This window comes from Campylobacter concisus UNSWCS (assembly GCF_000466685.1).
Lineage (GTDB): Bacteria > Campylobacterota > Campylobacteria > Campylobacterales > Campylobacteraceae > Campylobacter_A > Campylobacter_A concisus_A.
In genome coordinates this window covers 1-22039 of the sequence record NZ_ANNG01000041.1, presented here as the reverse complement: position 1 = coordinate 22039, position 22039 = coordinate 1, and the positions used below count along the sequence as shown (strand labels likewise).

Below are 22039 nucleotides of genomic sequence, written 5' to 3'. Positions count from 1 at the left end.
CCCCCCCCCCATACTTAAAATAAATTTTAAAAGGGTGCTGACCCATTAAAAAGTATAAATTTAATGTCTGAGTGCTCGCTAATAGGTGCAGAGTATGTCAAGCAGTCTGCCAAGCTTTTGCATATCATTTAAGAAAAGCTGGTTTGGTTTTTGTGTGAATTCTTTAGCTTCTTCTAGGATCTTGGGCTCAGATATGCTATAAGCAAACTCCTTTTTTAGGATCTTTGCGCCCTTTTTATAAACAAATTTTGCCTCGATAAAACTTGCAAAAAAGCTATCATCTCTTAAGTAGTAGTTTGTAGCCGCATTTACAAAAACTGGCTTTTGAGCCAAAAACTCACCGCAAACGCCGTTTTGCGAGCTAAATTTAACACTCTCAACCACGTCAGGTCTTATCTCGTAAAACCTTATCTCGCTAGATTTTTTAAGAGCAAAAACGTCACTAGCTTTGTTTAAATTTATAGAGGCGCTATCAGCTTCTATGACGTTTATAACGCCATTTACGAGAGAATAAGCACTTGTAGTTTTGTTTTGATCAAGAAAATTTACCATGCCAAAAAATGGCACGCTGGCATTTTTATCAGCTAAGCTTGGCATGCTTTTGATTAGTAGTTGCTGCTTTTTGCCATTTAGCTCAAAGTAGCTCACCATGATGGAAATTTCATCCTTTTTGCTAGGCGTCTTTTGCGAGCAGCCTGCAAAAAAGAGTATTGCTAGCAGCAAAACTACTAAATTTCTCATTTTATGAAGTAATCACCATCAAAGCTTACAAGCGAGTACTTTCTCTCGTTGCCGATGCTCTCTTTAAGCTCATCGATGCTCAAAAACTCCAAGCTATCAGCTCCGATGTACTCTCTGACCTCTTCGACGCTTTTTTTGGCACTTATTAGCTCCTCAAAGCTTGGTGTGTCGATGCCGTATCGCTCAGGATACTTGAGCTCAGGGCACGCAACTCTGAAGTGAATTTCTTTCGCTCCTGCGTGTCTTAAGAGATCGACCACCTTTTTAGAAGTAGTGCCACGAACGATGCTATCATCGATCACTACGATACTTTTGCCCTCTAGAACGCTCGACATAGGATTTAGTTTTAGTTTGACCTTTAAATTTCTCATCTCTTGGCTTGGCTCGATAAAGGTTCTGCCCACATAGTGATTTCTAGTAATGGCTAGCTCAAATGGAATTTTGCTCTCGTTTGCGTATCCAAGCGCTGCTGGCACGCCGCTATCTGGCACAGGCACTACAAAGTCAGCCTTTACCTTGCTCTTTCTAGCAAGCACCTCGCCCATCTTTTTTCTCACTTCATAGACGCTTTTGCTCTCTATGACGCTATCTGGGCGCGCAAAGTAGATGTATTCAAAGGCGCAAACTCTAGGCTCTGGCTCGAAAATTTGCAAGCTTTGAAACTCGCTCTTGCCATGCTCAAAAACTATCATCTCGCCAGGTCTAACATCTCTCATAAATATCGCTCCCACAAGGTCAAACGCGCAAGTCTCGCTAGCTACGATATATCCGCCGTCCTTTAGCCTGCCAAGGCTTAGTGGCCTAACTCCCCAGCGGTCTCTGATGGCAAAGGTCTTGTGACGTGACTGCACGAGCAAGCAGTAAGCGCCTTTTATCTTATCAAGCGCTGCGATGATGCGATCTTGTAGGTGTTCGTCGTGGTTTCTTGCGATGAGGTGGATGATGTTTTCGGTGTCCATATTTGTCTGAAATATCGCGCCATCTTTGATAAGCTCGTCTCTAACCTCGTCTTTATTGACCAAATTTCCGTTGTGAACGATTGAGATTTGACCTAGGGCGTAGTTGGCGGCTATTGGCTGGGCGTCACGGCCTGAGTTTTTGCCAGCTGTTGCGTAGCGGTTGTGGCCGATCGCCATGTCGCCTTTTAGTGAGCTTAAGATCTCTTCGTTAAAGACCTCAGTGACTAGGCCATTGCCCTTGTGAGTGGAAATTTCGCCGTCGTTACAGACGCTGATGCCACTTGCCTCTTGACCGCGGTGCTGCATAGAAAATAGCGCATAATACGCTGTTTTCGCCGCATCCTTAGAATTTATGATACCAACTATCGCACACATCTTTTATCCTCTTTTCATCTTTTTAAATTTCATCTTTGCAGTTAAATTTAATAGCCAACGCCTGAGCAGCATATTATCCAAAATTCTGGCACATTTGCCGTTATTTGCACCATTTATAACAATCCACATGCGCTAAAACTAAATTTTATCATCTCAGATCAAACTCATTAGCTCTTAAATTTTGACGATTTTTGCGCTCTGACAGGTAGAATTTATCGCCAAATTCTAGCTTGTAGCTCTTTATATCATCAAGCTTAAATTTAATCATCAAGCCCCAAACTATCGTCTATCGAGTATAGGCCGCTGCTTTGATCTTTTAGCCAGATAGCAGCCTTAATGGCACCTTTTGAAAAGGTCGCTCTACTAGTTGCCGTGTGATTTAGCTCGATAAATTCGCCGTCATTATAAAAGCCAACCGTGTGACGACCGACCACGTCGCCGCCACGAAGCGCCATAACTGCGATCTCATCTTTGCTTCTTGCGCCCACCATGCCAGCTCTGCCAGTTACTAAAATATCTTTTAAATTTAGATCCCTTGCCTCTGCCACGCAGCCAGCCAAGGTCATCGCAGTGCCACTTGGAGCGTCCTTTTTGTGTCTGTGATGTTGCTCGACGATCTCTATATCAAATTCTCTTAAAACTTTCGAAGTTATCCTTGCTATGCGGTTTAACACTGCTACGCCTAGACTCATGTTTGTTGCGTAGAGTATTGGCATAGTGCCTGATGCTAGGTGAAGCAAGTTTTTCTCGTCGTCATTTAGTCCAGTCGTGCCGATAACTAGTGGTTTTGGGTTGGTTCTAGCGTAGTTTAGAAGTGCTACGGTCGCCTCTTTTTGGCTAAAGTCGATGATGACGTCGCACGCTTCAAAAAATTTAGCAAAGTCGTTTGTCAAAAGCTCACTGCTTAAATTTTCAACATCATTTTTTTGGCTAAAAGCGACGCTTAAAGTGGCGTCTTTTTCATCTTTTAAACAAGATATGATACTTTGAGCCATCTTGCCGCTAGCGCCGTAAAGTCCTATTTTTACCAAAATTTATCCTTTGATTTTTGGTTGAAATTTAACATAAAATTTATTATAGAGAGATTACGAAATGGCTTTTGAAAATAGTTATTTGAGGCTGGAATTTAATTAAAAATTATCATTTTGGTAATTATTAGACGCACCCACTTTTGCCTGTTTTGTGCCAAAAAGGCTATTGCACTACATCTTAGAGTTATTTTCTTAATGTAAATTTTGAAAAAGTGTTCTGATTAGCCTAAAAACCAAGCATTTTTAAAATATAAATTTTGCTAAAAATGGTTTATTTTAAAAGAGAAATTTAGCCAAAAATTTGGCTAAATTTGAGTATTAATGCAAGCTTTCTATGTAGCTCATAGCGCTAAGTGCCGCCACTGCGCCGTCACCTGCTGCTACGATGACTTGTTTTGGAGCGTCCTCTCTGATGTCGCCTGCTACAAAAAGACCTTTTAGGCTAGTTTGCATCTTAAGATCAGTTTTGACCTGTCCGCCGTCAGCCATTTCGCAGATAAATTTGCCGTTTTCATCTTTTAAAATTTCGTTATTTACATTTAGTCCAACAAAGGTGAAAATGCCCGGCACATCAAGCACGCGCTCGCCATTTTTGGTATCAAGCACGATCTTTGTTAGACCCATTTTATCGCCAAGCGCCTCTTTTACAGTCGCACTTGTTATAAACTCGATCTTCTCATTTTTTCTAGCTTTTTCAACGGTTGTTGGCGCTGCTCTAAATTCGTCACGTCTATGCACTAGATAAACTTTTGAGCAGATATTTGCTAGGTAAAGTGCCTCTTCAACAGCTGTATCGCCACCGCCAAGAACGGCTACCTCTTTGTTTTTGTAAAAGAAGCCATCGCATGTTGCGCATGTGCTAACGCCTTTGCCAAAGAACTCGTCCTCGCCTTTAAAGCCAGCACGTCTTGGGGTTGAGCCAGTCGCTACGATGACAGCCTTTGCCTGCTCGCTCTTGCCGCCTTCAAGTAAAATTTCAAAGCTACCGTCACTATTTTTTCTAACGCCAATGACGTTTGCCCACTTATGAACTAGTCCAAATGCGCTACACTGCTTCCACCAAGTGCTCATAAAGTCAAAGCCACTCTCGCCAGGGGCTTTTTGGCCTGGGTAGTTTTCTATCTCTGAGCTAGAGGTGATCTGACCACCAGGCTCGCCTTTTTCAAACATTACAACATTTTTTAATCCGCCTCTAGTGGCGTAAAGTCCGGCGCTTAGTCCTGCTGGACCGCCTCCGATGATCGCTAAATCAAGCATAAATTTCCTTTATTCTAAAACATTTATGGACGAATTTTGTTTGTAAATTTCGCCCCTTTGATGAACTATCTCAACACTACTAGGAAGCTTCGTGATGCTTAAATTTCGCATCAGCTCTAGGACCGTATTTATATCTGAGCTTATGTATTTTAGTGTTGAGTTTGACTCATATCTTTTTTGAAAGATATCGATTGCCACAACTGTTTCATTTTTGGTTGGTAAAATTTCGTCTAATTTTGATTGATTTGAACTAAAGATTAAAAGCGTGTATTTTGGCTCTTTTGGAGTGAAAATCTCGCTTTTTTCGTAAAAAACTAGCTTCGCAAAATCAACAAATTTATATTGTGAAAAACGATAGTTGCTATACGCAAATGCAGCTGCTATCATAGCTGCACCAAAAAATGAACCAAATATATAGGTAAGAGGAAGCAGACTTCCTCTTCTTTTTTCGCTCATTAAAGAAGCGAATTTAGTTTGTCAGTTAGGGCTTGTTTTGACTGCGCACCGACCATTTGCTCAACTAGCTCGCCATTTTTGAAAAATAGCAATGTTGGGATCGATCTGATGCCAAACTCAACCGCAAGATCTTGCACTTCATCAGTATTTACCTTGCAAATTTTCGCTTTGCCGTCGAAGTCTTCAGCAAGCTCTTCGATCACTGGAGCTAGCATACGGCAAGGTCCGCACCATGGAGCCCAGAAATCTACTAGAGCAACGCCTTCTTTTGTTACATCAAAATTTTCTTTTGTGAGTTCGATGTATTTTCCCATTTGTTCTCCTTATTTTCAAGATGTGGCAATTATACAAAATCAAATTTAAATTTTAGCTAAATAATAAATTTTATTATAAACTAATATTTTCTATCAGCTCAAAATTTTCATTTTTAACAACAAGCAGATCAAGCTGATAGTCCCTGTTTGGCTCATTTTTCATCATATAAAAATTTATTGTTTTTAAAATTTTCATATATTTTGCCTTGTTTAGCCTATACTCCGCTTCATATCCTCCGCTAGTTGCTTTAACCTCTATGAAGTGTAAAATTTTATCACTGCTTAGTGCGATGATGTCGATCTCGCCAAATTTAGAGTGGAAATTTCTCTCTAAAATGACAAAACCAAGCTTACGCAAAAACTCGCAAGCCCTATCTTCGGAGCTCTTACCAAAGAGGTATTCTTTTAGCCCCAAACTACTCCTCGATCCTCATCATAAATGGCTCTTCTTTTATATACTCTTGCTCTTTTAAAAGCTCCATCGTTCGCTTCGCATCAGCCTCCAAGCTCGTGTGCGTCGTGAAAAATAGCACGGCATACTCGCTCTCATCTTTTGGCTTTTGCAGCAAGCTATCGATCGAGAGATTGTTTTCGCTCATTAAATTTGTTATCTTTGCTAGCACGCCCATTTTGTCTTCGACTTTTAGTCTAAAGTAATACTTCGTCTTTATCCTGTCGCGGTCAAGAAGCTCTAAGGTGTTTAGCTCAAATGGCGCTTTGTATCCAAGCATAGGCGACTTGCTGTCTCTTGCGATGTCGATGAGATCACTGATGACTGCGCTTGCTGTCGCGTCGCCACCAGCTCCTGGGCCATAGTACATAGTCTCGCCAACGACCTCGCCAACGACGCTTATCGCATTTGTCACACCGCTTGCCTTTGCTATCATTTTATTTTGTGGTACAAGCGCTGGATGCACGCGTAGCTCGACATTGCCCTCGCTTTTTTTGGCGATGGCTAGAAGCTTGATCGAGTACTCAAAGTCTTTTGCGAAAAATATATCCTCTGGCGTGATGCCTTGTATCCCCTCGATCAAGATATCCTCTGGATCGCCGTGCACGCCGTATGCGATGCTTGCAAGGATGAGAAGCTTGTGAGCCGTGTCAAAGCCACCCACGTCAAAGGTAGGATCGGCCTCAGCGTATCCAAGCTCTTGTGCCTTTTTAAGCGCGTCTTTGAAATTTGAGCCTTCATTCATCATCGAGGTTAGGATGTAGTTGCTGGTGCCGTTTAGTATGCCATTTATACTTAAGATGTGGTTGGCGCTAAGCCCCTCTCTTAAGGCTCTGATGATCGGTATGCCACCAGCCACGCTTGCTTCAAAGCCAAATGGTGTGTTTTTGGCTAAATTTTGCAAAGCATATCTGTGATAGGCAAGAAGCGCTTTGTTTGCGGTGACGACTGCTTTTTTGCGCTTTAAAATTTCGCTCACCACTCTAAAAGGCTCTTCAACTCCGCCCATAAGCTCGACAAAAACGTCGATATCATCGCGGTTTATGACGCTATTTATATCATCAGTCAAAGGGATGCCAGCGTCTCTTTTTTTATTTAAATTTCTAACCACACCGATGACTGGCACTATCTCTTCGCCACATCTTGCTGCGATTAGCTTTTTGTTTTTTAGTAAAATTTTTGCAACCGACTCGCCAACGGTTCCAACGCCTAAAATCGCTACATTCATTCAAATTCTTTCAAATATTTTTTTATATTTCTTGCTGCTTGTCTTATCCTGTTTTCGTTTTCGATAAGGGCAAGGCGCACATAGTCGTTTCCGCCCTCGCCAAAACCGATGCCCGGACTAACTGCAACTGAAGCCTTTGTAAGAAGCTGCTTTGAAAACTCAAGGCTGCCTAAGTGGCTCACCTTTGGTGGAAGTTTCGCCCAGATAAACATGCTAGCATTTGGCTTTTTAAGCTCCCAACCAGCTTGAGCGAAGGCCTCTATCATCACATCCCTTCTTTTTTCATAAATTTGGCGTATATCTTCAACGCAGCTTTGATCGCCGTCAAGTGCGACCGTGGCAGAGACTTGAATAGGCGTAAACATGCCGTAATCAACCCATGATTTTATCTTTTTAAGTGCGGCGCAAAGTCTTTTGTTTCCACACATGAAGCCAACTCTCCAGCCAGCCATGTTGTAGCTTTTTGAGAGAGTGTAGCACTCGACTGCGACATCTTTTGCGTCTTCTACTTCAAAGATGCTTGGAGTTTTGTAGCCATCAAAGGTAAGATCAGCGTAGGCGATATCTGAGATGATGTAAAATCTCTCTTGCTTTGCGATACTTACAAGGCGCTCGTAAAAGCTCTTTTGCACGGTCACGGTTGTTGGATTGTGAGGGAAATTTACGACTACATATTTTGGTTTTGGCGAGCTTGCGTGTATCGTCTGGATTAAGTTTTCAAAAAATTTATTCTCATCTAGCTCAAATTTATCATTGTAGTGAAGCGGCATCTTTGCGACACTTCCGCCAGCAAATAAAAACGCCTGCGTGTGTATCGGATATGCAGGGTCAGGCACGATAGCCACGTCGCCTGGGTTTATCACGGCTTGAGCTAGGTGGACAAAGCCCTCTTTGCTACCCATTGTGGCTACTGCTTCAGTTTCTGGGTCTAAATTTACGCCGTATTTTCTCTTATACCAGTTGCAAATGGCAAGGCGGAGCTTATAAATTCCAGCACTGGCTGAGTAGCCGTGGGTCTTGTCTTTTTGCGCGCTTTCGCATAGTTTATCGACGATGTGCTGTGGTGTTCTGCCCTCTGGGTTGCCCATAGAAAAGTCGATGATATCCTCGCCAGCTCTGCGTGCTGCCATTTTTATAGCATTTACTTCGGCAAAAACGTAGTTTGGCAAACGCTCAATTGTATTAAATCTTATCTCATCAAACACTGTTTGCTCCTATTTTATAAGCTTGATAATTATCTCGTTTTTAATGTTAGTTATGTCGTTATTATCGCTAATTAACGCATATTTTGCGTAGTTAGCTAAATTTATGGTGTAGTTAGTTTTTATCTCGTTTTCTCTTTTTAGATCGATTTGGTTTAAATTTTTATCATAAATTCTAACAAGTGGCACCCATTTGTTTGGCTCGTTTGAGATGATATTTAGGCTACTTGCGCCTGCTACATCGACGATATAGACGCCACCACTCTTTACAAGTGGGGTCTCTTCGTTAAAATTTACTTTTGACGCATCAAGGCTCATATTTTTAGCATCCAAATAAAGCGCTAAATTTCCATCAAGCCTATCAAATCCCATTATCTTAAAGCCGCTTTTACTAAGCGTGAAATTTAGCAAATTTGGATCTATGCCGCCACTTTTTAGAGCTAAAATTCCATAAGAAATTTCACTGCCATTTTTTAGAGAATTTACCCTTGCGACGCTTATATTTGCATCTTCAAGAGCTAAATTTATCGATTTTACAAATAGTGCTGAGGGGACTTTTTGCGTGCTTATAAATTTTAAATTTAAGCTATTTGAGCTAAATGAGAGAGCATCGTAGTTCGAGCTTTGCTTTAGCCTTGAGACTAGCTCGCCAACGTTTAGCGAGCCGTTAGTGTCTAAATTTTCTAAAGAAATTTGCAGATCTTTTCCGCTGCTTAGTGCGTTTGCGCTGCTATTTAGATCAAAAGCGTATGAAAAAACGCTAAAAAGAAGAAATATGGCTAGTTTTTTTACCAAGATTTGCCCTTATTCATCTCGACAAACTCGTCATAAGTTAAAAATTTCATATCACCATTTTCTACTAAAAATCTAGCTGGACGGCTTGGGTTATACTTTGTCACTTTATCGCCGATCTTAAGCTCGATGTTGCCATTTCCGCAAACGACTAGCTGTCTTTGGTCTAAATTTATATTGACACTTTTGCTTGTATCGCTTGATGTTTTTTGGCCATTTTCAAGGTTGATGATGCCTATCCAAACGCGTTGTTTTGGCGTGATGATCGCTTCATTTAGCGGTTTTGTCACGTTTTGTTCTACTTTTGGAGCTGGCTGGGCTGCCATGCTAGGTTTTAGGGCATTTTGATCAACGCTAGCAGGATTTACAGTCACGTTTTGCTCAGCTGGAGCTGAAATTTTCATACTTGAAGCGTTTGCATCGATCTTTGGAGTGTTTTGAGAGATCGTTACGTTTGTGTCGATTATGTTTTTCTTCACTTCATTGACGATACTTGATTGCGAGTAGCTCACGCTTGTGTTATCTTCATTTAAGCTTGCGATAAAATTTTGGACGTATTTGTAAGCGTCAAAGTAGTAAGCGCCGCCAGCGATGATAGCTAAAATGATGATCCAGAAGAAAAATCCAGCCCCGCCACCGCTACTTTGCCTTTGGATCGAGACATCTTCAGGTGTGTAAGAAGAAATTTTTGGGCTAACTTTTGTTTTTTTGCTCTCATCAGGCATGTTTTCTTGCATAAATGCGTCATATTCGGCTAGAAGTTCGCTAAGATCGACGCCATACTCACGCTGTAAAATTTTGGCGTAACCTTTGATGTTTAAGCGTGATAATTTTTCAAAATTTTTGTCAAAAATGTATTGTAAAAATGTGGGTTCAATGTGCGTTTTACGCGAAATTTCCTTTATGCCTATCTCTTTTAAATTTTCTAGTTCATTCATCTATCATCCTATCACAAATTATCGCAAAAGCTGCACTTACATTTAGGGAGTCCCAGCCGTCTTTTAGCTTGATACCGACGCACTCATCGCACTTTGCCAGAGCTTTTTGCGGTATGCCTTCGCCCTCTGAGCCCATCACCAAAGCCCTTTTGCCAGCAAATTTCATCTCTTTTATATTTTTGCCGTTGCTTGCCGTCGCGTAGAGCCTAAAACCACACTGTTTTAGCTCGTTTAGCAGGCTAAGCCCGTCTTCAAAAATGGCTATTGGTATCTCGTAAGCAGCACCGCTACTTGACCTTAAAACGCCTTGCATATTTACACTTTTTGTAACGACAACTAACCCTTCGCAGCCTAGAGCATAAGCACTTCTGGTGATAGCGCCGATGTTTCCGACGTCACTTATGCCATAAAGCACGACGATGAAATTTAGCTTTTTGAGCTCGCTAAAGTCTGAAAACTCAAACTCACTAACGCTTGCTAAGAAGCCTTGATGGTTGCCGCCATGCGCCATAGATTGAGCTTTTTGATTATCCACGCGGATGATCTTCTTGCCTGTGCCGCAAATTTTTGAGAAGAGTTTTTTATCACACTCTTTTGAGAGGTAGATCTCTTCTAGGATCTGTGGGCGCTTGTTCAAAATATGTAAAAATAGCTGTTTTCCGTATATTATCATGGTTGCTTATGGTAGCTAAAGTCAAGTAAAATTTAACTTATTTTGCTTCTAAATTTAAGTGAATTTTTGAAACTTTTTGAGAGAATTTGAGCTTTTAAATTTACGCTTTTATGAGCTCGTCGTATATCTTTTTGACATCTTCGCCAGTTATTTTGCTAAGCAGTTTTGCCTTTGCTTTTGGGGCGATATCAAGCGAGATAATCTCATCTTTTGTGATGTTTTGAGTGGACGCATTTGCACTTTTTGAGATGACTACCGCCCACTCGCCGTTTAAATTTGCTTTTTCTAAAATTTGGGCTAAATTTTTTGCTGTATCTTTAAATTTGGTCTCAAATTTTTTGGTGGCCTCTTTTATGGCAAAGATTTCTCTCTCTGGCTCTAAATTTGCGATGCTTTGCACTAAGCTTAATACGCGTTTTGGGCTTTCATAGATCACGGCTGGATAGGCTAAATTTAGAGCGTTTTGTATAGCTAAAACTCTTTCTCTGCCGGTGTTTGGTAAAAATCCTAAGAAAACAAACTCTTTATCGCAAAATCCGCTTGCAACCACGCTTAAAAGTGCAGCATTTGCTCCGCTTAAAATTTCGTATTTGATATCATTTTTTTGAGCGTATCTTACTAGGCTAACGCCTGGATCGCTTATACCTGGCATGCCAGCGTCGCTCATGTAAGCTATATTTTTGCTCAAAATTTCATCACTTAAATTTGCAAAAAATTCATCTTCGTTGTGTGTGTGAAGTGGGATAAAATTTGAGATGTTTATGTTTGCGTCAAAGCGTTCGTTTAGTAGATTTACAAGGCTTTTACAAACTCTTGTATCTTCGCAGATAGCTATCTCGCATTCACGCAAAATTTTGATCGCGCGAAGCGAGATATCTTCTAAATTTCCTATTGGAGTAGGAATAAAGTAGAGCAAGGCTTATTTTTGAGCGTATTTTTTCTTAAATTTCTCAACACGGCCAGCGCTATCAACTATCTTTTCGCTACCTGTGAAAAATGGGTGGCATTTGTCGCAAATGTCAATTCTGATTTCGCTTTTGTTTGACTTTGTCTTAAAAGTGTTGCCACACGCGCAAGTTACGGTGCAATCTACATACTCTGGATGGATCTCTTTTTTCATCATCTTTCCTTTATTATTTTGGGCTATTTGTTACCTTAAAAGTTGCTGATTATATAAAAACTAATCTAAAAATCAAATAAATTAGGCAAGAAATTTTGCCGCCACAGATATGACTGCGGTTTGTGATCTTAAGATATTTTTTGTATTTAGGCCGTAGCTATTTTTAAATTTAGCCATCTCATCCTCGCTAAATCCGCCCTCTGGACCGATTATTAATATCTCATTATCTCTTTTTTCATTTAAATTTTTGCCGCCAAAATTTATAGCTGAGACATTTTCATAAACGCTCATTAGCTCGTCTAAATTTTTATAAATTTCAAACTCCATTAGCGATGTTCGTCCGCATTGCTCGCATGAAAGCGCATTTATATAGTTTAGCTTTTCAAGGTCGATCTTGAAATTTGCCTGAGAAAATTTAGTATAGACAAAGGCGATCTTGCCAACGCCAAGCTCATTTAAAAATGGTAGCGCCTTTTCGATCGTCTTTGGATCAACGACCGCCCAAGCGATGGTAAAGTCAAATTTATGCTCGCAGTTTAGGCTGGCAAAGACAAGGCTTAAATTTGCGCTTCTGCGCTCTACCTCATCGATCTCGTAGATGTACTCTTTATCGTCGCGTAAATTTCTAACACTTATGCGCTCTCCTGCTTCAACCCTTCTAGCTTTTAGGTGCAAAAAGGCCTCATTTACTATCTTTAAGCGCTCTTCGCCAGCGTTTTTATCATATAAAAATTTCATCTAAATCCCTGCTATGATGATCAAAATAATGTCGCAAATGCCTTTAATAAGGGCAAATTTTTTAAATTTCTCTAGCTCGCCAGCAACGGCATATCTCTTTAGCCTTTTATACCCAACGGCGCTAAGTGCGATTAAGGCTATCAAGATAAGAAGCATTTTTATGGCGTTAAATTTTGGCTCGTAACTATAATATGCCCACAAAATAAGCCCAGTTAGCACTAAAAAGCTAAGCAGCATATGATAAATAGGTAAAAAATACCTTATATGAAGCACGTAGTTTTTGCTCCTCACTCCAAACTGAGTAAGCGCTAGATAAAGCACCGCTAAAGCAAGTAGTGCATAAAAAAATGTCATGTGAAATGGCAAAGTATAAGCATAAAGCGAGCCTAAGTGTTCGTTCATTTCTTCTCTTTAGGAGGCTCATTTTCTTCGACGACTGGCTCAGGTGGCAGCTGCTCGTCGATAGTTACATTCGCATCAGGCTGAGCTATCGTAACATCACTAGGGACTGGCTCACTAACGTCGCTTTTGGCCTCTTCTTTATCTCCACATCCCAAAAATACGCCAGCTATAAGCAAAAAAGAGGTTATAAATTTTTTCATTAAACGTCCTTTGGATTTTCTATTTTTATTTTATTTATCATCTTTTCAAGCAAATTTTTATCTTCCCACTCGTCTATAATAGCCTCTGAAAATTTTATATCACTAAGCCTTATCTCGCCCATTTGCGGGTTTATCGCGTCCTCTTTGAAGCACTGCGCATAGCCAGTGTCGGTCTCATGGACGATGACGCTATGAAGCTTCACCTCGCGCTCGCCGTTGTTCATCACGCTAAGTTCAAGCAGCCGCTCGATCATTACAAAAAATATGCGGCAAAACTGCTCTGCGCTGGGATTTAGCGGGATCTCGACCCACCTTGCAGAGTGCTTTTTAAGGTCGTTTTTGTATTCGTCACTATCGCCTGAATATATGGTCGTAGCGTGGTCAAAGCTATCGATGATCGTCTTTATGTTTTGCTTCATCAGCCCAAAGTCATAGACCATGCCAGCGTTATCTAAGAAATTTGAGCTAAGTAAAATCTCTGCTACATAACTGTGACCGTGGATGCTCGTCCTGCAGCGCTTTGAGCTACAAAATCTCACGATATGCGCATTTTCAAATCTAAAAAGTTTTCTAATAATCATCAAACACCCTCTTTGTCGCCCCAAAGCCTGATGTGGATACGCTCTGAGTAGTTAAATCCATGCTTTATGGCAAATTGCGCTGTTTTTAGAGCATTTTTGCTTAGCTCGTCCCGATTTGCGCCCATTGCCATGCACCAAACTGGCAAATTTACTCTGTTTTTTATATATAAAATTTCATCCAGCTCGCTTTTATCAAAGCGCGAGAGGACAAATTTTAAAAAGCTGCTTTTTGCGTTATCTTTGATAGCTAAAATGGCATCTAAATTTATGCGTTTTTGCTCGCTAACTCCGCTATTTGCTAGCTTTACGCCAAGTGCAAAATGGCAGTTTTTATAAATTTCAAATTTATCAAAATCAACCAAGATCGTGCCATTTGTCTCAAAATGCACCTCGTAATTTATAAGCAAATTTCTTACCAAATTTATAAAATTTTCATTTTGATGCCAGATGAGTGGCTCGCCGCCTGTTAAAACTATGATCGGCTTTTGCTCTAAGCCTTTACAAAGCCCATAAACTAGGCTTAAAATTTCATCTGCGCTATATCTTTTGTGGTGAAAATGTCCCTTAAAAACGGCTCTTATGCTATCGCATCCCAAAAGCTCTTCATCTGTTTTTAAAGACCTTGTCTTTACGCCAAAGCCAGAGCAGTTTAGGTTGCAGCCCAAAAAGCGTAAAAACACAGCGAGCCTGCCCTGATAAGCGCCCTCGCCTTGGATGCTTAAAAATGCCTCAACTAATTCTAGCTCTTTGCTCATCAACCACCAGTTTGGTAAAAGGCCCTTGAAGAGGTTTCATTTTCAGCTCCTAGTGCCCATTTGTTCTCTTTTGGCTTGTTGGCTAGCACTTGCCTTAAGATCTCGCTTGCTGCGACGATGTCGCCATTTGCAACTGCTTTTTTGATACTTAGCGCATCTTCAAAATAAAGGCAAGGTATCAAAAGCCCCTCAGCACTTAGCCTGATGCGGTTACAGCTCTCGCAAAAGTCGTGTTTGTGGGGGTCTATGATGCCAAATTTATAGCCGTCATCAAGCCTATAAATAGACGCAGGTGCGTTTGGCAATTTTTCATCTTTTGTGACGTTATATTTTTGCGAGATGATATTTAAAATTTCATCGCTTTTTAGCCCTTTTAGATCCTCTTTTGCGTGCGAATTTTCCATATATTCGATAAATCTGATCTGAGAGTTTCTAAATTTAGCAAACTCAAGCAAATTTACTAGCTCATCGTCGTTAAAGCCTTTTAGTGCGACTGTGTTTATCTTCACCTTTAGCCCAACATCAAGTGCTGCCTCAAAGCCAGCCAAAACCTCGTGTAAGACGCTCTTTTGAGCGATAAATTTAGCCTTTTGCTCATTTAGCGTATCAAGCGACATATTTATGCGCTTTAGTCCAGCGTCCTTTAGCCTTTTGGCAAAGTGTGGCAGCATAAAGCCATTTGTCGTAAGTGCTAGATCGATGTCTGGCTTATAATCGCTTATCATCTTTATAAAGACGTCCAGATCCTTGCGCACGAGTGGCTCGCCACCTGTGATCCTGATCTTTGTCACGCCTTCGTCGATAGCTACTTTTACAAATAAAAATAGCTCTTCAAATGTCAGTAAATTCTCTTTTGGTGTCCAACTAAATGGCGTCGTAGGCATGCAATATCTACATCTAAAATTGCAACGCTGCGTCACAGAAATTCTTAAATAATCAACAACCCGACCATATTTATCTATTAGCATAAAGCACCTTTTTTAAGCTTGGTTAGAGCTTTTTTAATTTTCAATTATATGTTAAAAGATTTAAATTTAAATAAAAATTTAAGCTAATTTTTGTAGTTTAAGAGTAGTTTTGTCTTTTAAAATTAGTCCAAATTTAGGCTAATTTATGAAATTTAAGCACAAACTCAACTCGCCCCATACCCACGTGAAGATCTTTAGCGATCATGGCTGCGCTTTTGCCATCTTTAAACATCTTTAGGATCTGCTCTTCTTCGTTGATGACGCTTGGGGCGATTTTATTGATATCTCTTGTTCGCTCCTCAAGGTTAAACATCCTATCTTTTTGCTCGTTTGCAAAGTCATCTATCACTCGCTCGATGCTCTTTATAGCGCGAATTATCGGCACGATTTTTTCATTTATCTGCTCATTTATCTGCTCTTTTAGCTCATCTTTTACATCTTTTAGCTGCTCGTCATCATCAGGCTTAAAGCTTGCCAGTGCGGCTAGCTGTTTTTTGAGATTATAGTTTTCTTGTATGGCGCTCTCTATGGCACGCTCATATCTTGTAAATTTCTTATTTGTCTCGCTATCTTTTATAAATATCAAAGCTATTATTATCGCTAAAACGATGCCAAAACCTAAAAAAATGTAAATTTCCATATTTTTCCTTTACGAATTCGCTCTAAGCTCTCTTATCATCACACGCTCTCTAGCCGTCACGTAAGCGTTCCAGTCGGCCTCGTCCTCTTCGTGCATGTTCTCTATCTTTGCTAGCCTCTCATCCTGCGCCCTTAGATAAAGGCTCAAATTTCTCTTTGGAAAGATAGGCATCATAATCCTTGCGTAGTAAATTTCATCTTTTTTAAATTTATCTTCGCTTATTTTTATATGTGTAAAGCCGATCTCATCGATATCTGCGCTCTCTTTTAGCGGCAAGTATTGCTTGTGCTCATTTTTTATATAATCACTAAGCGCATCGATCTTTCTATGAAGCTCGATGACAAGCGTTAGCAAGACTTGGTCGCTCTCTTTGGTCTCGCCGCGTGATTTAGATCGCTTTAGCCACGCTCCAAGCGCATCTTCGTCGCCTGGCAAGATAGAGTTAAATTCTCTTAAAAATTTCTCATCCCCGCTTCTGTCGCACTCATAAACCATGCTAAGAGGCGCTTTAAAAAGCCTTACTTCGCTCATAATACACTGATCCAAACAAAGATGAAAAATAAAATTCCCAAGTAGCCATTTAGTGTAAAAAATGCCCGATCTATCTTGCTAAAGTCGCGCCTTACGATCCTATGCTCGAAAAATAATATCACGCCACTTGCCACAATGCCAAAAAATGCCATCGCTCCAAGCCCAGCCGCCCAAGCAAAAAGTAGCCAAAGTATAAAAGCTAGAGCGTGAAAAATGGCTGATAAAAATAGTGTCGCCTTGTCGCCATAAATGGCTGGTATGCTAAAGAGCTTGTTCTCTTGGTCAAATTTAATATCTTGAAGCGAGTAGAGCAGGTCAAATCCAGCCACCCAAAATGTCACACCAAGGCAAAGTAGCACGCTCCAAAGCGGTATGGCAGCGCTCACTGCGACCACTCCAGCGATCGGAGCAAGTCCAAGACTAAGGCCTAGCACCAAGTGCGCTAGCTCGCTAAATCTCTTAAACAGCGAGTATCCGCCAAGCACGGCAAGTATGGGGAAGCTTAGCCAAAATGCGAGCGAATTTACAAAATAAGCGCAGATGATAAATATAAGCGCGTTTGCTACGATGAAAAGCTGCATATTGCCCTTGCCGATGCGTCCATCCACGCTTGGACGGCTTGCGGTGCGTGGGTTTAGCTTGTCGATGTCTTCGTCTTGGTATCTGTTAAACGCCATGGCGAAATTTCTAGCGCTGACCGCGCAAAGAGTGCCTAAAATAAGCAGTTTAAAGCCAAACCAAGCCGAGCCATTTTCTATCTTGCTCGCAACTATCATCGCCACAAAGATAAATGGCAGGGCAAAAACCGAGTGCTTAAAAACGATGAGTTCTGCGATATCTTTTAGCTTTTTGATCATATAAATTTCCATCTTTTTAAAAAGTGTCTGATTTTACACCATTTTGCTTTAAATCTAAATTTATATTATCATTGCGAGAGTAATTTAAAATGAAGGGTTATGATGAGTAAAATAGCGATTATCGGAGATGGTTTTAGTGCGTTATTTACGGCGCTTGAGCTAGCTAAAAATGGCGAGGAAATTTTAGTTATTAGTAACCAAAAAGATGAGTTTGAAAGCGGAATTTTAACCCCATTTAACACCCCAGCACTTGCAAGAGATGGAGCGATATCTAGCTCATTTTTGGGGCTTGTTAGTAAAAAAAGCGAGCTTGATATAGCACTTTGCCTAAATGAAAATTTTAGGGCTTGGATGGCGAATTTTACGCTTAAATCAACAAAGGCTCACGATAAAAAGATGAGAATTTTGTTTAAAAAATTTGGACAAAAGAGCTTTGAAATTTTAAAAGAGCTAAACGAAAAATATCCGCAGATAAATTTTGATGAGAGTGGCGTTTATCTCATCTTTAGCGAGGACGAGAGCTTTAAAAAGAGGCTTGATGAGACAAGGGTCGCTGATAGCGAGCAAGAAATTTTAAGCGTGGATAGTGAGCTAGCAAATTTTGGCCTGATAAATAAAAATATAAAAGGTGCGCTAAATTTAGCTAAAAACGCGAGCATCGATGTTAAAGAGCTACAAAACGCACTTGTTAGCGAGCTAAATGAGCTTGGAGCGCAGTTTATAAATGATGAAATTTACGAGCTAAAAACGCAGGGGCAAGCCGTGCAAAAGGCTGTTGGCAGGGCTGGTGAGTACGAGGCTGATAGCTTTGTCGTGGCGAGTAGAAATTTGGAGCTTTCAAGCAAGCTTGGAACAAATTTAAGCGCCATCTTGGCTAAATTTTACACGATAGACCTTGTGCTAAGCGAGGGTCAAATCCCTAAAAAACCTATCATTTTAAATGATATGTTTGCCAAAATTTACCCAAACAAAAATGGCGTCACGATCATCACAAATTTACAAGTGGGCGCGATCGATACGCTCGTAAAAACAGAAAAGATCAACGCATTTTTAAACGAGCTAAAAAGACACCTTGGCATAAGCGAGCTAAAAGAGCCTAGTTTTAGGGCAAATTTCGTGCTTCTTAGCTCAAACGACAAGCCAGCTCTTGGACGTGATGAGACCTATCAAAATTTACTCTATAACCAAGCGTATGGGCTAAATGAACTAAGCTTTGCACCGCACTTTGCAGGCGTTTTGGCTGATCTTATAAAAGAGGGCAAAAGCAACGAGCAAAGTGATGAAATTTTACTTTTTAGCTCACTTTACGAGGGCTAAGCTTGTTTGGCGAGCTAGCACTAATTGGCACCACGGCAAGCGGCAAGAGCGATCTAGCCTTTGAGCTGGCAAAGGAATTTAGTGGCGTCATCTTAAGCCTTGACTCGCTTGCGCTTTATAAAGAGATAGATATCGCTAGCGCAAAGCCAAAGCCCTGGCAGCTTGGGGCTGTGAGGCACTTTGGAGTGGATGAAATTTACCCTGATGAGGATTTTAGCGTTGGGGCATTTTTTGAAATTTACAAAAATGCAAAGGAATTTGCTCGCTCGCAAGAGCGCTTGCTCATCATCACAGGTGGAAGCGGCTTTTATCTAAAGGCGATGCTTAGCGGTCTTGCGCCAGATGTGCCAAAATGCGAGCTAAATTTAAGTAACGAGGAAATTTACGAGCTAGCTTTACAAAACGACCCTGAGTTCGCAGGCAAATTTAGCCAAAATGACTCTTATCGCCTCGAAAAATGGTATCAAATTTATAAATTTAGCGGCCAAATTCCAAGCGTTTGGCTAAAGCAAAATACCAAAGAGAGCGTCATAAAAGAGCTTGCGATATTTGAAATTTTGTGGGATAAAGAGGAACTTAGAGCCCGCATAGCAAAGCGAACGAAAAATATGCTAGATGAGGGATTGATAGATGAGGCGAAGTTTTTATTTGAGAAGTATAAAAGCGAGCCAAAACCTTTAAAATCGATAGGTCTAAAGGAGTGCAAGCAGTTTTTAGAGGGTGAAATTTCAAAAAGTGAGCTAGAAACGCTCATCGCCACGCATACAGCCCAGCTTGCTAAGCGTCAGAGAACCTTTAACCGATCGCAGTTTGAGAAGAAATTTGTTGGCGACTTGGTGCAGACTAGAAGTGAAATTTTGAAATTTTTAAAAGGTTAAATTTAAATTGTCTAGGTGATAAATTTAATTTAGCAGGGGGGGGGCGAACAGCTCCAAAAGAAGCCGTTCGATAAATTTATATAGGCATGACCCTGATTTTTGGGCTTAGGCTCTCTTGTAAGACATTTTCTATCGCATAAAGCGTGCCAGTCGAGCCGCTTGAACAGCCTGAGCAAGCGCCAAGATAGCGGATATAAACGTCGATATTTTCGCCGTTGTCGTTTCTGATATCTATGATCTCTAAATTTCCGCCATCCATCATAAGCATCGGGCGGATCTCTTTATCGATGATCGACTCGATCGCTTTTAGCTGGCCAACCATCGTCATGCTCTCAAAGCTAACATCGCTAAGCGTGTTGTTTGCTTGAGCATTTGCCTGAGCTTCGAGCCTCTCTTGCTCCATCTCAGCCCTAGTATCGCGCAAGATATCAACAAGGTAGTAGTCCTTTTTCTCGTGTCCGCCAGGTCTAACGCATGATTTACAAAATGCGCCTGCTTTGGTGTATTGTGTGATCTCCTCAACCGTATGAAGGTCGTTTAGTCTTATCACCTCTTTGATCGTGCCAAGACTCACTCTAGCGCACTCGCAAACGATGATCTCATCTTCAAAGTGCTCTGGGTCTATACCCTTGTAGCTTGCAGCAGCTGCCTTGATAACGTCATACGCCATAACTGAGCAGTGCATCTTTTGAGGTGGCACAGCTGGGGTGTCTGGGTTGTCGCGCATAGCTCTTTCTACATCTAAATTTGTGATCTTAACCGCTTCATCGACCGTTTTACCGATGCAAAGCTCAGCCATCGTATCAGAGCTAGCTATAGCCGTGCCACAGCCAAAGCTTTTAAATTTAGCGTCTATTATCTTGTCAGTTTTCTCATCAACGAGCCAGTAAAGCCTGACTGCATCGCCGCAGCTTTCCGCGCCAAAGTCAGCTATGATAAGTTTTGCGTTTGCTTTTTTGGCATCTTCTTCGGTGAGTTCGCCCATGAATTTGGGATTGTTCATCCTATCTTGCACTACCTTTGAGTATTCATCCCAGATAGAGCCTCCGATTAAGTTATTTTTTGCCATGTTTTTCCTTTAAATTTTATAATCCACTCTTATGCCACTCTGGGGCGTATGCAAATGTGCTTGAGATGCCTCTTAGCCTATTTACAGCCTTTGTTATCTGCTCTATCGCGTAGTCGATCTCTTCTTCTGTGTTAAACCTAGAAAGTGAGAGTCTAAGTGCGGTGTGGGCTAGCTCTTTGTCAGCGCCGATAGCCTCCATGATAGGGTTGCTCTCTAGCGTCTCGCTCGCACAGGCAGAGCCGGTAGATGCTGCTATGCCAGCTCTATTTAGGTCCCAAAGCATAGCCTCACCCTCGACACCTTTGATAGAAGCCAGGATGGTGTTTGGCACGCGCTGCTCTTTTTTACCAACGACGCTAACGTCAGGAATTTGCAGTAGTGCGTCTTCTAGCTTGTCACGCAAACGGCGAACGTGTGAGTGCTCGTAATCCATAAATTTATTTGCTAGCTCAAGCGCCTTGCCCATGCCGACGATGCCTGGCACATCAAGCGTGCCGCTTCTGCGTCCGCCCATGTGCTCGCCGCCGTGAAGCAAGCTGCTTAGTGGCATGCTATTTTTTATAAATAGCGCTCCAACGCCCTTTGGTCCGTGAAATTTATGAGCTGAAAAGCTTAGAAAATCAACGTCTAGGTCTTGAACATCTATCTTTATCTTGCCAACTGCTTGCACGGCATCGGTGTGAAATAAAGCGCCGTATTCGTGAGCGACTTTGGCAAGCTCTTTTATAGGAAAGATCATGCCAGTTTCGTTGTTTGCGCTCATTATGGCGACAAGTGCGACATTTTCGTCCATGACGGCTCTTAGCTGGTCTGGAGTGACGATGCCATCGCTATTTACGTCTAAGACCGTAAGATCCACGCCATATTTTTCTAGGAATTTACAAGTTGCCAAAATGGCTGGATGCTCGACTGCGGTGGTGACGATGCGTTTTTTCTCGCCAGTTGCGATCTTGTCGAAGTAGATGCCTTTTACAACCCAGTTGTTGCTCTCGGTTGCGCAAGAGGTAACGACGATGTCATCGCTATCTTTTGCATTTAGTCCGGCGTAGAGCTGATCTAGCGCTGTTCTTAGCGCTGGGTGGGTTTCTGAGCCAAATTTGTGAAGTGAGTTTGGATTGCCGTATTTTTCGCAAAAAAACGGCTTCATAAGTTCAAAAGCTTCTGGATCAACCATCGTTGTGGCGTTATTGTCTAAATATACTCTCAAATTTAAAACCTTAATTCGGATAAAAAATATCCCTTTTATTTTTGATGGGATATTATAACAAAAAAGTTAAAAGCAAGTTTAAAAAAATGCTTTAGTTTTTTCAATATTTGGCTCATTTTGATAGTAAAAAATATTGAAATTCTTTATCAATATTTGGCAGATACGCCATTTGCGAAATTTCGCCTAAAAGAGCCTATTTTACTCTTAATATTAATTCTTTTTCTTAAGGAACAAAAAACTTTTTATATTAAAAATCTGATTGCTTAAAAGTAAGGTATTTTGTATAAAAATTCTTTTTTCTCATTATATTTTAATATTAGATTAAGATTATATCCTTTATAATGTCACTAAATTATTTT

Annotated in this window: 28 protein-coding genes; 2 read left to right on the top strand and 26 right to left on the bottom strand. The window is 41.0% G+C overall.

Annotated features, from left to right (window positions below; genetic code table 11):
• Positions 1–78: 78 nt before the first annotated feature.
• The 24 genes from UNSWCS_RS09005 to mqnP form a co-directional block, all read right to left on the bottom strand.
• Complete coding sequence (locus UNSWCS_RS09005) at positions 79–741, bottom strand: hypothetical protein (protein WP_021088226.1); 663 nt, start codon at positions 739–741, stop codon at positions 79–81.
• A complete protein-coding gene (gene purF / locus UNSWCS_RS09000) occupies positions 738–2075 on the bottom strand; it encodes an amidophosphoribosyltransferase (protein ID WP_021088235.1) in 1338 nt (445 codons plus the stop codon). The genes UNSWCS_RS09005 and purF overlap by 4 nt, the downstream gene beginning before the upstream one ends.
• Before the next feature lie 3 nt (positions 2076–2078).
• Entirely contained in the window at positions 2079–2204 is a 126-nt protein-coding gene (locus tag UNSWCS_RS12670; RefSeq protein WP_021088223.1) for a hypothetical protein, read from the bottom strand.
• A gap of 131 nt (positions 2205–2335) precedes the next feature.
• Positions 2336–3106, bottom strand: a complete 771-nt coding sequence (gene dapB, locus UNSWCS_RS08995) for a 4-hydroxy-tetrahydrodipicolinate reductase (RefSeq protein WP_021088225.1) — start codon at positions 3104–3106, stop codon at positions 2336–2338.
• 318 nt (positions 3107–3424) lie between these two features.
• Positions 3425–4363: an NAD(P)/FAD-dependent oxidoreductase gene (locus UNSWCS_RS08990; RefSeq protein ID WP_021088238.1), complete on the bottom strand. Its 939-nt coding sequence runs from the start codon at positions 4361–4363 to the stop codon at positions 3425–3427.
• A 9-nt stretch (positions 4364–4372) separates the two neighbouring features.
• Positions 4373–4819 (bottom strand): hypothetical protein, encoded by a 447-nt coding sequence (locus UNSWCS_RS08985; protein WP_004318021.1) that lies wholly within the window; start codon positions 4817–4819, stop codon positions 4373–4375.
• Entirely contained in the window at positions 4819–5133 is a 315-nt protein-coding gene (gene trxA, locus UNSWCS_RS08980) for a thioredoxin (protein ID WP_012001054.1), read from the bottom strand. Before trxA ends, UNSWCS_RS08985 begins: the two co-directional genes overlap by 1 nt.
• Positions 5134–5206: 73 nt before the next feature.
• Positions 5207–5548 carry a YraN family protein gene (locus UNSWCS_RS08975; RefSeq protein ID WP_004317970.1) on the bottom strand — a complete coding sequence of 114 codons (342 nt, stop codon included), beginning with the start codon at positions 5546–5548 and terminating at the stop codon, positions 5207–5209.
• 1 nt (position 5549) lies between these two features.
• On the bottom strand, positions 5550–6812 hold the full coding sequence (locus UNSWCS_RS08970) for a homoserine dehydrogenase (RefSeq protein WP_021088233.1): 1263 nt from the start codon (positions 6810–6812) through the stop codon (positions 5550–5552).
• A complete protein-coding gene (locus tag UNSWCS_RS08965) occupies positions 6809–8017 on the bottom strand; it encodes an LL-diaminopimelate aminotransferase (RefSeq protein WP_021088240.1) in 1209 nt (402 codons plus the stop codon). Before UNSWCS_RS08965 ends, UNSWCS_RS08970 begins: the two co-directional genes overlap by 4 nt.
• A 9-nt stretch (positions 8018–8026) precedes the next feature.
• Positions 8027–8809 (bottom strand): hypothetical protein, encoded by a 783-nt coding sequence (locus UNSWCS_RS08960; protein WP_021088237.1) that lies wholly within the window; start codon positions 8807–8809, stop codon positions 8027–8029.
• Positions 8803–9744: a membrane protein gene (locus UNSWCS_RS08955; protein WP_021088229.1), complete on the bottom strand. Its 942-nt coding sequence runs from the start codon at positions 9742–9744 to the stop codon at positions 8803–8805. The genes UNSWCS_RS08960 and UNSWCS_RS08955 overlap by 7 nt, the downstream gene beginning before the upstream one ends.
• The gene (gene rlmB / locus UNSWCS_RS08950) at positions 9737–10417 is read right to left on the bottom strand and encodes a 23S rRNA (guanosine(2251)-2'-O)-methyltransferase RlmB (protein ID WP_021088231.1); all 681 of its coding nucleotides are present in this window, start codon (positions 10415–10417) and stop codon (positions 9737–9739) included. Before rlmB ends, UNSWCS_RS08955 begins: the two co-directional genes overlap by 8 nt.
• 100 nt (positions 10418–10517) lie before the next feature.
• The gene (rsmI, locus tag UNSWCS_RS08945; protein ID WP_021088222.1) at positions 10518–11333 is read right to left on the bottom strand and encodes a 16S rRNA (cytidine(1402)-2'-O)-methyltransferase; all 816 of its coding nucleotides are present in this window, start codon (positions 11331–11333) and stop codon (positions 10518–10520) included.
• A gap of 3 nt (positions 11334–11336) precedes the next feature.
• Positions 11337–11537, bottom strand: coding sequence for a 50S ribosomal protein L31 (gene rpmE / locus UNSWCS_RS08940; protein WP_009295018.1), 201 nt, complete (start codon positions 11535–11537; stop codon positions 11337–11339).
• 81 nt (positions 11538–11618) lie between these two features.
• Positions 11619–12275, bottom strand: a complete 657-nt coding sequence (locus tag UNSWCS_RS08935; protein WP_021088227.1) for a 16S rRNA (uracil(1498)-N(3))-methyltransferase — start codon at positions 12273–12275, stop codon at positions 11619–11621.
• Complete coding sequence (locus tag UNSWCS_RS08930; protein ID WP_021088221.1) at positions 12276–12677, bottom strand: hypothetical protein; 402 nt, start codon at positions 12675–12677, stop codon at positions 12276–12278.
• The gene (locus UNSWCS_RS08925; protein WP_009295012.1) at positions 12674–12877 is read right to left on the bottom strand and encodes a hypothetical protein; all 204 of its coding nucleotides are present in this window, start codon (positions 12875–12877) and stop codon (positions 12674–12676) included. Before UNSWCS_RS08925 ends, UNSWCS_RS08930 begins: the two co-directional genes overlap by 4 nt.
• Positions 12877–13458 carry a 6-pyruvoyl trahydropterin synthase family protein gene (locus UNSWCS_RS08920; RefSeq protein ID WP_021088239.1) on the bottom strand — a complete coding sequence of 194 codons (582 nt, stop codon included), beginning with the start codon at positions 13456–13458 and terminating at the stop codon, positions 12877–12879. Before UNSWCS_RS08920 ends, UNSWCS_RS08925 begins: the two co-directional genes overlap by 1 nt.
• A complete protein-coding gene (locus UNSWCS_RS08915) occupies positions 13458–14213 on the bottom strand; it encodes a 7-carboxy-7-deazaguanine synthase QueE (protein WP_021088224.1) in 756 nt (251 codons plus the stop codon). Before UNSWCS_RS08915 ends, UNSWCS_RS08920 begins: the two co-directional genes overlap by 1 nt.
• On the bottom strand, positions 14213–15181 hold the full coding sequence (gene moaA / locus UNSWCS_RS08910; protein ID WP_021088228.1) for a GTP 3',8-cyclase MoaA: 969 nt from the start codon (positions 15179–15181) through the stop codon (positions 14213–14215). Before moaA ends, UNSWCS_RS08915 begins: the two co-directional genes overlap by 1 nt.
• 133 nt (positions 15182–15314) lie before the next feature.
• Positions 15315–15821, bottom strand: a complete 507-nt coding sequence (locus UNSWCS_RS08905; RefSeq protein WP_004318037.1) for a DUF6115 domain-containing protein — start codon at positions 15819–15821, stop codon at positions 15315–15317.
• A 9-nt stretch (positions 15822–15830) separates the two neighbouring features.
• On the bottom strand, positions 15831–16352 hold the full coding sequence (locus UNSWCS_RS08900; RefSeq protein WP_021088232.1) for a hypothetical protein: 522 nt from the start codon (positions 16350–16352) through the stop codon (positions 15831–15833).
• Positions 16349–17209: a menaquinone biosynthesis prenyltransferase MqnP gene (gene mqnP / locus UNSWCS_RS08895; RefSeq protein WP_021088230.1), complete on the bottom strand. Its 861-nt coding sequence runs from the start codon at positions 17207–17209 to the stop codon at positions 16349–16351. The genes UNSWCS_RS08900 and mqnP overlap by 4 nt, the downstream gene beginning before the upstream one ends.
• Positions 17210–17311: 102 nt before the next feature.
• On the opposite strand from mqnP, the gene UNSWCS_RS08890 reads away from it, so the two are divergent.
• Positions 17312–18526 (top strand): FAD-dependent oxidoreductase, encoded by a 1215-nt coding sequence (locus tag UNSWCS_RS08890; RefSeq protein ID WP_021088236.1) that lies wholly within the window; start codon positions 17312–17314, stop codon positions 18524–18526.
• Between the two features lie 2 nt (positions 18527–18528).
• Positions 18529–19404: a tRNA (adenosine(37)-N6)-dimethylallyltransferase MiaA gene (miaA, locus tag UNSWCS_RS08885; RefSeq protein ID WP_021088220.1), complete on the top strand. Its 876-nt coding sequence runs from the start codon at positions 18529–18531 to the stop codon at positions 19402–19404.
• A gap of 76 nt (positions 19405–19480) precedes the next feature.
• Here the strand turns inward: miaA and UNSWCS_RS08880 are convergent, their stop codons facing one another.
• Both UNSWCS_RS08880 and UNSWCS_RS08875 read right to left on the bottom strand, forming a co-directional pair.
• Positions 19481–20473: an iron-sulfur cluster assembly scaffold protein NifU gene (locus UNSWCS_RS08880; RefSeq protein WP_004318029.1), complete on the bottom strand. Its 993-nt coding sequence runs from the start codon at positions 20471–20473 to the stop codon at positions 19481–19483.
• A 16-nt stretch (positions 20474–20489) separates the two neighbouring features.
• Complete coding sequence (locus UNSWCS_RS08875) at positions 20490–21680, bottom strand: NifS family cysteine desulfurase (RefSeq protein ID WP_021083761.1); 1191 nt, start codon at positions 21678–21680, stop codon at positions 20490–20492.
• Positions 21681–22039 lie beyond the last annotated feature (359 nt).